We start from the raw sequence: 7,044 nt of genomic DNA on the forward strand, positions 1-7,044 counted from the left end.
GCGGCGCGGAAATGGCTCTGCACAAGGACATCACCGCGACAGGACTGCCGGTGTACTTCGCCCACCCGCACTCGCCGTGGGAGCGCGGCAGCAACGAGAACCTCAACCGCATCGTCCGCGAATACCTGCCCAAGGGCACCACCATCACCAGCGACCCGCACTACCTCGCCGCGATCGCCGCCGAGATCAACGACCGACCCCGTAAGATCCACGACTGGAAGAAACCCAGCGAGGTATTCACCGAACTCCTCGAATCAGATGCTTCCACCGCCTGAACTCGCCGAGACCAGCCGGTACCGGGGAGACGATCTCGCGGGTGCCACTCACCGGCCGTGTCGACGGGCACATAAAGTGGCGATCACCGACGAGTCGAATGCCCCGGTTCCGGAAACGTCATTCGTCGATCCGACGCGCGACGAGACGGGTGAGGTCGGCCAAGGCGTCGCGGACGGTCCCGCCCATGTGGTATCCGTTCAGGGTCGGCTGCTCGCCGCGAACTCGTATGACGGACGATTCGTGGCCGTCGGTGGTGCGCAGAAGGGCCGTCCGGCATTCCCGCGAGCCGGGCTAGTCGACCAGCGAGCGGCGGGGGCCGGTGACGAGGGCGTGGACACCGGTTCGCGACCATCCTTCAACACCATGAGGAACCCGCAGAATCCCGTTCCGAGACGGGGCCGCAGGCGCGCGGCGAAGAGGTCCGACTCGGCGACGATGCGGGTCGCCTCCAGCAGGACATGCGGGGCGACGGGCTCACGCCCGGCCGGGAACAGCGGCGTGGCGGCGATGGGCTGGTCGGCGCGACGGGTGAGCGCGTGCAACTGAGGCGGTCTGTCCCAGCCGTCGCGATGGGCTTTCGCCTCGACCCCGAGGAGCAGACGGCCGAGTTCGTCGTCCGCGCCGCGGTTTTCCGCCTCACCGGACGGCCCTTGATCAGCGTTCGGCCTCATGGCGTGTCCTTTCGCGGGTTCTGGTTGTTGGCCGCGGCCGTTCGAGGGCCGAAGTGCGGCGATGTTCCTCGGCGAGCCGCAGGGCGGTCGCCTCCAGGTGCGGGCCCGGAACGACCCGGCCCCGCCCCGAGCAACCCCACCCCACCGAAAAGTCCGTTGTGGACCTTGAATGGTTCGCGGCGGAGGGTCCCTCCGGGGTGCGGTCGGGTCCGCCGCGCGGCGTGTCGGCTGCCACGCGGCGGACCCGGGGTGTGGACGTGTCACGTGGAGGTGATGCTGATCAGGTCGAGGTCACGGCGTCCTCGGCGGTGACCGGTTCGGGTTCGGGTGACTCCGCAGCGGTGAGTCCGCAGTGGATACCAACTCGCGTTCTGCCTGAGGCTGATCTGCTCACAGCGGAGAAACCGGCGAGCGACGCCGGGGCGGAGGCATTGTCGGGGCATGACCGACAACGAGAAGCAGCCGCGGTTCGACCAGCGGCTTCGGGAGCATTTCCTGCGCAGGCGGGTGCTGGTCCTCGACGGCGTGCTTGACGACGACAACGGGGCGGTGCTCGCCGCCCAGATTTTGTCGCTGGCGAGCGAGGATCCCAAGAGGGATATCGCGTTGTGGATCCATTCGCCGGGGGGCTCGGTCCCCGCGATGCTGGCCATCCGCGACGTGATGCGGCTGGCGCCGTGCGACGTGGCCACGCTGGCGCTGGGGCTGGCGTGCAGCGCGGGGCAGTTCCTGCTGTCCGCTGGGACACCGGGCAAGCGCTACGCCCTTGCGCACGCCCGCGTCCTGATGCACCAGGGCTCGGCGGGAATCGGCGGGTCGGCGGTCGAGGTCGAGGTGCAGGCCGACGATCTGCGGCACACCCGCGACACGGTGCTCGGGATCATCGCGGCGGACACCGGACAGCCGATCGAACGGATCTTCGCCGACTCGCTGCACGACCGGTGGTTCACCGCCGAGCAGGCACGGGAGTACGGCTTCATCGACCACATCGTCGACACGTTCGAGCAGGTGGCGCCGCCACGCGCGCACCCGCTTGGGCTGGGAGCGCGCGCATGAGCACCTACACGATCCCCAACGTCGTCACCCGGGTCGCGGGCGGTGAGCGGATCATGGACGTCTACTCGCACCTGCTGTCGGAGCGGATCATCTACCTCGGCACCGCGATCGACTCGGGCGTGGCCAACGCGCTGATCGCCCAGTTGCTGCACCTGGAGGCGGACAACCCGGACCGGGAGATCAGCCTGTACATCAACTCCGAGGGCGGCGACCCGTCCGCGATGCTCGCGCTGTACGACACCATGCGCTTCATCAAGGCCCCGGTGTCCACGACGTGCGTCGGCCAGGCGGTGGCGGCCAGTGCGGTGCTGCTGGCCGCGGGAAAGCCCGGGCACCGTTTCGTGCTGCCCCACACCCGGGTGGTGCTGCACCAGCCCGCGGCGCAGGGCCGCGGCACCATCCCGGATCTCATCCTCCAGGCCGACGAGGTCATGCGCGTGCGGACCCAGCTTGAGGAGATCCTCTCGGCGCACACCGGCAAGGACGTCGCGCGGCTACGGCACGACACCGACCGGGACCGCGTGTTCGACGCGGCGGGCGCCGTGGGCTACGGGCTAGCGGACCATGTCCTGGACCACCGGCCTTGAGACCGGGGCTCAGGCGGCCATGAGCGTGGGTCCCGTGGGGCGCCCGACCGCGAGACCCGCGCCGTGGGGCCCCCGGACGGCGCCCGCGATGCCCGCGAGCAAATCGGCCAGGTCGACACCCAACGCGCCGGTCACCGCGGCGATCATCTCGCTGGAGGGCTCCTTGCGGCCCCGCTCGATCTCCGACAGGTACTGCGGCGAGATGCCCGCCCGCTTCGCGATGTCGACGAGCCTGCCGCCCTGCTCCTCCCTGATCGCCCGCAGGCTCCGGCCCAGCACCTCACGCCACAGCGGCTCCGGGGCGCGCTCGCGGTGGAAGGGGAGAATGTTCGCCATGCCCTGATCCTGGCACCGATCCGGCACGCCGGGACGAGGGTTCCGCTCCCAGCGGAACACGCCGCGGCGGGGCAGGTTCGCCGTCGAAGGCGTAGACGGTGGCCAGCAGCGCGCCGATCGCGGCGTGGGCATGGGGTGAGAGGGTGCGCGTGATCGGCTGGGTGGCCAGGATCGTCGCGGCGCGGCGCGGCGCGGCAGCGGCTCGGTCAGGGGACCGAGGACGGCGGCGGCGTCGATCTCGGGGCATGGGTGGCGGGGTGTCGTGCCACCAGTCGGCGAGCGCGTCGGCGGTCACCGTCGTCCACGTCGACGGCCGGTCGTCGAGCACCTCGGCGACGGCGAGGCTGCGCTCGTCGAGGTAGGTGCCGCGCTCGACGCGGGCGCGCGGAAATCGACGGACAACGTTGGGATGCGGCATGTCACGACCTCACCGAGGCATCGATCAAGTGGGGATTCCCGCTGCGCGCCCGGAGCCTGTACTGGGAGACCGTCCCAGCCACCGAGGACGCCGTTGGCGAGTCACCCACAGACACCTCGGTCGTCAACGGGCTGTGGGGCGCGGCTGCCACGCAGGCGTTCGCTGGACGACTCGACTCCGACACCAGCGCGTTGTTGACCCGCCCTTGGCGAATGGCGGGACTCCCACTTCCCGGTTGATCACGAACGCCCGCGGTTGGCCACGGGCGCGAGTAGAGCCTCGGCTGGCGGACCGCGCTGACTTCAAGACCCGTCATGCCCCTCGGCTGGCCGAACAACCGCACACCGCACCCACCACACCCGGCCGCCAGCCGCCCTTGCCCCTACCGAGCAGACGACGCCCTAGGAACGACGACCAGACGAACGTATGTTCGATCGCGGTGGTAAGTTGTCAGCATGACTGCGCCGCCTTCAGTCGCCACCCCCGACGGGACGCTGCGCTACCGGACCGACCGCATGGGCACGACGATCGCGGTCCTCCCGGCCACATGCAAAAGCGGCCAGCACCCTCTGGTGCCGGGAATCGGCAGGATGATCGCCGCCGAGGGCGAGGTCCGCGTGCACTGCCCCGCCTGCGCGGCAACGCCCGGTACCCCGGGTGAACGGGCTGCTGATCACCACGGGCCTGCCTACTTCGCGTCGGTCGTCGCCCGTGCGTGGTGCCGGATGAGGTCGCGGTAGGGCCCGTTGTTCAGCTCGGCCAGGTCCGGACACGGGCGGTTGTTGGTCAGGCGCCAACTCGGGTCGTGACCGGGTTGGACCTTACCGGTGGTCTCCGGACGACTGCACAGTCGTTTCCCGAGCGTGGCGGGCCAGTGGTACGGGATCGTCAACTACGGGATCGGTTACGCCGACGGCCGCCGCGACAAACTCCACTTGGTCGACCAGTTCATACCGTTCACCGCGCTGCGCCAACGCCAGTAGCCAAGAAGCCAACCACCGGGGGGTGGTGCTCGTCTGTTCCAGTTGCTCCTTCGCTAACGGTATAAACAGTCTTTCAGTAAGTATCTGGGTCCCAGGGACTTGTCCACGTCCGCCGCTGGCCACGGAGGGCCGGTCACGCGGAGAACCACGGCCAGATGAACAACACTCAGCAGTCGGACAACCAAGGCCGAGCGGGGGCGGCACCCGCGCCGAACCGACGACCCGCTGCCTGTGAGGGGACCTCGACCTGCGGACCAAATCCCCACGAGCCAACTTCACCGGGAGGCCCATTCCCGTTCCGAGTTCAGGATCAGTTCGCAGGCCGGGGCCGACGGCGACGGTCGAGGCCCCGCTGCGGAGAATCGGGAATCATCCCCGAGACGCAGGGCCACCCCTTGCTGACCCTCTGAGTTCACGTGAGGCCGGTCTTGCTTTGGTGAGTTTGTGTCGGTGGACCGAACCGTCCCGCTTGGGGTTATGGCAACGTGCCCGGAGGGCGAACTGTCCCGATCCCCGAACTGGCAGTGGCCGCCAATCTGCCGCTTCCTTGATTATCGTGAGACTAAGGGATTAACGAAGATCCCCGGCTGTTTGGTTGCGATCGGGGGTTGCGGCCGGGGATTTTTCTCGTTCGGGGTTAAACAGCGGAGACGTCTTCCCGTTGGTAGCTAGCGCGAGCGTTCGAGCCACCAAGCGGGCGGGTTTTCAATGATGAAGATGTCGTTGCCCCCTTGGTCGTAATCCACATCCACAACAGTGGCATGCGGGTAGTTTCCTGCTCGGCACGATGACGGCATGAATGACCTCTTGCTTGACGGGGGCCTGTCCTTGTCTACCTGGCTCGAACTCCTATTTCTGACCCAATGTCCGTCTGCCGTAGCAATACGAGAACCCGACCAAGACGCTCGGCCTGGAATCCCAGGCCGAGCGTCTGAACAAACTATTTGCGGCTTGATCAATCCGACCCTGTGCGGCGCCGGGTGTTGGAATCCGCCCAGGCACATCGGCTGATCGCCAGTACCCGCCGGAGCTTCGATGCCTGGCGGGCTTACTCCCACTCCGTGAAGACTCGGGAGACCACGCAGGGACCACCGCCATGCCAACACAGCACCATGTCATGGGCCGTGTTGCCGCGGACGTCGAAATTCCCTCCGTCGCAGCCGCTGTCGCCACCATCATCCCAGCTGGCGAGGGTGACGATCTCACCAGTGATGTGATTGAGGGCCCTCAAATATCCGGTGACACCATGACCGTCAGCCCTGGTGTCGCAGACCCTGAAGCGGTCCCCATCATCGATGAACGTCATGTCGCCACGATCGTACGGAAGCTCGACTCCGGCGTTGGCAGCCGACGCCGGAGCCGCCGTGAAAACGATCATCACGGCAGCGACCGCACCGATCAGGGCTCCACGCCTGAGCATTATTTTAGCCATCTGATACCCCCAGTTTCCGACTCTTCACACCGGTGTCAGCTGATAGGCGGGTAGCGGCAGCGACAGCGGCGGTCAGGGCCGACACCTTTCTTGGCATTCTATTTATTTCTGCCTCCGAAATCTTCTACCTCTTGCGAGGAGTCGGTCATTAACGGAAGGGTGTTCGATGGTTGACCGTGGACCATTTCTGAGAAGCGCGCCGATTCGTCGGCGTGATCCCCGATTCGAAGCTACCCGTGACGGGCCTACATGTCTTTGACCCTCAGTCCACAGTGACTTGACGATGCGTGCACGGCTGTCGCACCCCGCCGCCCAGCCACCACGTCACCATCAGCGGCGGTGTCTCCGGGGCCAAGAGCCCGTGGATGGAGGCCGGCCGGTCCTCACCGACTGATGATCGTGCGGCGCTGTCGTCCTGGAGATACCGCCTGTCGTCGCTGACGCACCACGGCACCACGACCCGCCTCCTGCCCGAGGCCAAAGGGGCATGGAGTTGATACGCCCCGGCGAACACTCACGGTCACCAGCAAGCTGGACTCCATGAGGAATTGGCGACAGTTGAATAGACGAGCCCACCAGTATGGAAGGTCGGAAACCTTGGTCCGTCTGATGAGGACAGGGCGCCGGTGCCGAAGATCCGGGGTCAGCGGCAGCCGCTGGTGGTATCCGATGATCGTCTGGTTCGCCACGCGCAGTGCCTCCTCCCGTACGTACCACTCGCTGGTCTAAGCCAGCACGTCGTAGGAGGTCCAGCAGGTATCGGCCATACGCGCGTTAGCCCGAGGTTGATGGCATGGGCGATCAGCACCGCGATCAAGTCGCGCTTCACTCCGGGCTGCGGGTCTGCTTGCCCCCAGCGTGGGTGAGGCAGTCCAGGTAGCCTGTGGGGTGCCAATAGTCGGCCACGTGGTCTGACCTGCGGTTAGGCGGCTGCGTGTTCGTACTCGTTGATTAGGCCGCCGAGGACTGGTCGGCGATGTATCGACGTGCAGCTCGGCTCTACTGCTGGTCTATCCGGTCGTGGTGGTGCGAGCTGGAGTGCTCGGTGTGGTCGGTGGTGGTTGTAGTGGGATGCGTAGCGGTCCAGTACCGTCCGCAGGTGGCGTTCGTTGATGATGAGCAGTCGGTCGGTGACTTCGCGTCGGACGGTCCCGACGAACCGCTCGGCGTGGGCGTTGGCTCGCGGGCACCGTGGTGGGATCTTCCCGATTTGAATGCCGGTGGCGGAGAAGACCGCGTCGAACGAGGTGGTGAACTGACCGGCCCGGTCGCGGATGAGGAACCG

Annotated in this window: 10 protein-coding genes; 5 read left to right on the top strand and 5 right to left on the bottom strand. The window is 67.0% G+C overall.

Going from position 1 to position 7,044, the window contains the following annotated elements; genetic code table 11:
• Positions 1-275 (top strand): IS30 family transposase (locus BLS56_RS30220; protein ID WP_139190872.1); only part of this gene is annotated, 275 nt, incomplete at its 5' end.
• A gap of 198 nt (positions 276-473) precedes the next feature.
• Here the strand turns inward: BLS56_RS30220 and BLS56_RS31100 are convergent.
• Positions 474-947 carry a hypothetical protein gene (locus tag BLS56_RS31100; protein WP_139191088.1) on the bottom strand — a complete coding sequence of 158 codons (474 nt, stop codon included), beginning with the start codon at positions 945-947 and terminating at the stop codon, positions 474-476.
• A gap of 441 nt (positions 948-1,388) precedes the next feature.
• On the opposite strand from BLS56_RS31100, the gene BLS56_RS30225 reads away from it, so the two are divergent.
• Both BLS56_RS30225 and BLS56_RS30230 read left to right on the top strand, forming a co-directional pair.
• Positions 1,389-2,003: a ClpP family protease gene (locus tag BLS56_RS30225; protein WP_091457999.1), complete on the top strand. Its 615-nt coding sequence runs from the start codon at positions 1,389-1,391 to the stop codon at positions 2,001-2,003.
• Positions 2,000-2,590, top strand: coding sequence for a ClpP family protease (locus BLS56_RS30230; RefSeq protein WP_091458002.1), 591 nt, complete (start codon positions 2,000-2,002; stop codon positions 2,588-2,590). The genes BLS56_RS30225 and BLS56_RS30230 overlap by 4 nt, the downstream gene beginning before the upstream one ends.
• A 9-nt stretch (positions 2,591-2,599) precedes the next feature.
• Here BLS56_RS30230 and BLS56_RS30235 read toward each other — a convergent pair whose 3' ends face one another.
• Both BLS56_RS30235 and BLS56_RS31105 read right to left on the bottom strand, forming a co-directional pair.
• Positions 2,600-2,926 (bottom strand): helix-turn-helix domain-containing protein, encoded by a 327-nt coding sequence (locus BLS56_RS30235; RefSeq protein WP_091458006.1) that lies wholly within the window; start codon positions 2,924-2,926, stop codon positions 2,600-2,602.
• A complete protein-coding gene (locus tag BLS56_RS31105) occupies positions 2,871-3,344 on the bottom strand; it encodes a hypothetical protein (protein ID WP_139191089.1) in 474 nt (157 codons plus the stop codon). Before BLS56_RS31105 ends, BLS56_RS30235 begins: the two co-directional genes overlap by 56 nt.
• A 455-nt stretch (positions 3,345-3,799) precedes the next feature.
• Between BLS56_RS31105 and BLS56_RS31110 the strand changes: the two genes are divergently transcribed.
• On the top strand, positions 3,800-4,084 hold the full coding sequence (locus tag BLS56_RS31110) for a hypothetical protein (RefSeq protein ID WP_139191090.1): 285 nt from the start codon (positions 3,800-3,802) through the stop codon (positions 4,082-4,084).
• A gap of 87 nt (positions 4,085-4,171) precedes the next feature.
• Positions 4,172-4,327 (top strand): hypothetical protein, encoded by a 156-nt coding sequence (locus tag BLS56_RS31885; RefSeq protein WP_175483118.1) that lies wholly within the window; start codon positions 4,172-4,174, stop codon positions 4,325-4,327.
• Positions 4,328-5,375: 1,048 nt separating this feature from the next.
• Here the strand turns inward: BLS56_RS31885 and BLS56_RS30240 are convergent.
• Both BLS56_RS30240 and BLS56_RS30250 read right to left on the bottom strand, forming a co-directional pair.
• Positions 5,376-5,759 (bottom strand): hypothetical protein, encoded by a 384-nt coding sequence (locus BLS56_RS30240; RefSeq protein ID WP_139191091.1) that lies wholly within the window; start codon positions 5,757-5,759, stop codon positions 5,376-5,378.
• A gap of 922 nt (positions 5,760-6,681) precedes the next feature.
• Positions 6,682-7,035, bottom strand: a complete 354-nt coding sequence (locus BLS56_RS30250; protein WP_324187550.1) for an integrase core domain-containing protein — start codon at positions 7,033-7,035, stop codon at positions 6,682-6,684.
• Positions 7,036-7,044: the final 9 nt, after the last annotated feature.

It is taken from the genome of Actinokineospora iranica (assembly GCF_900101685.1).
Taxonomy (GTDB): Bacteria; Actinomycetota; Actinomycetes; order Mycobacteriales; family Pseudonocardiaceae; genus Actinokineospora; species Actinokineospora iranica.

Coding starts and splice junctions, on each gene's coding strand:
- BLS56_RS31100 (WP_139191088.1), bottom strand. CDS start 947: ATGAGGCCGAACGCTGATCAAGGGCCGTCCGGTGAGGCGGAAAACCGC.
- BLS56_RS30225 (WP_091457999.1), top strand. CDS start 1,389: ATGACCGACAACGAGAAGCAGCCGCGGTTCGACCAGCGGCTTCGGGAG.
- BLS56_RS30230 (WP_091458002.1), top strand. CDS start 2,000: ATGAGCACCTACACGATCCCCAACGTCGTCACCCGGGTCGCGGGCGGT.
- BLS56_RS30235 (WP_091458006.1), bottom strand. CDS start 2,926: ATGGCGAACATTCTCCCCTTCCACCGCGAGCGCGCCCCGGAGCCGCTG.
- BLS56_RS31105 (WP_139191089.1), bottom strand. CDS start 3,344: ATGCCGCATCCCAACGTTGTCCGTCGATTTCCGCGCGCCCGCGTCGAG.
- BLS56_RS31110 (WP_139191090.1), top strand. CDS start 3,800: ATGACTGCGCCGCCTTCAGTCGCCACCCCCGACGGGACGCTGCGCTAC.
- BLS56_RS30240 (WP_139191091.1), bottom strand. CDS start 5,759: ATGGCTAAAATAATGCTCAGGCGTGGAGCCCTGATCGGTGCGGTCGCT.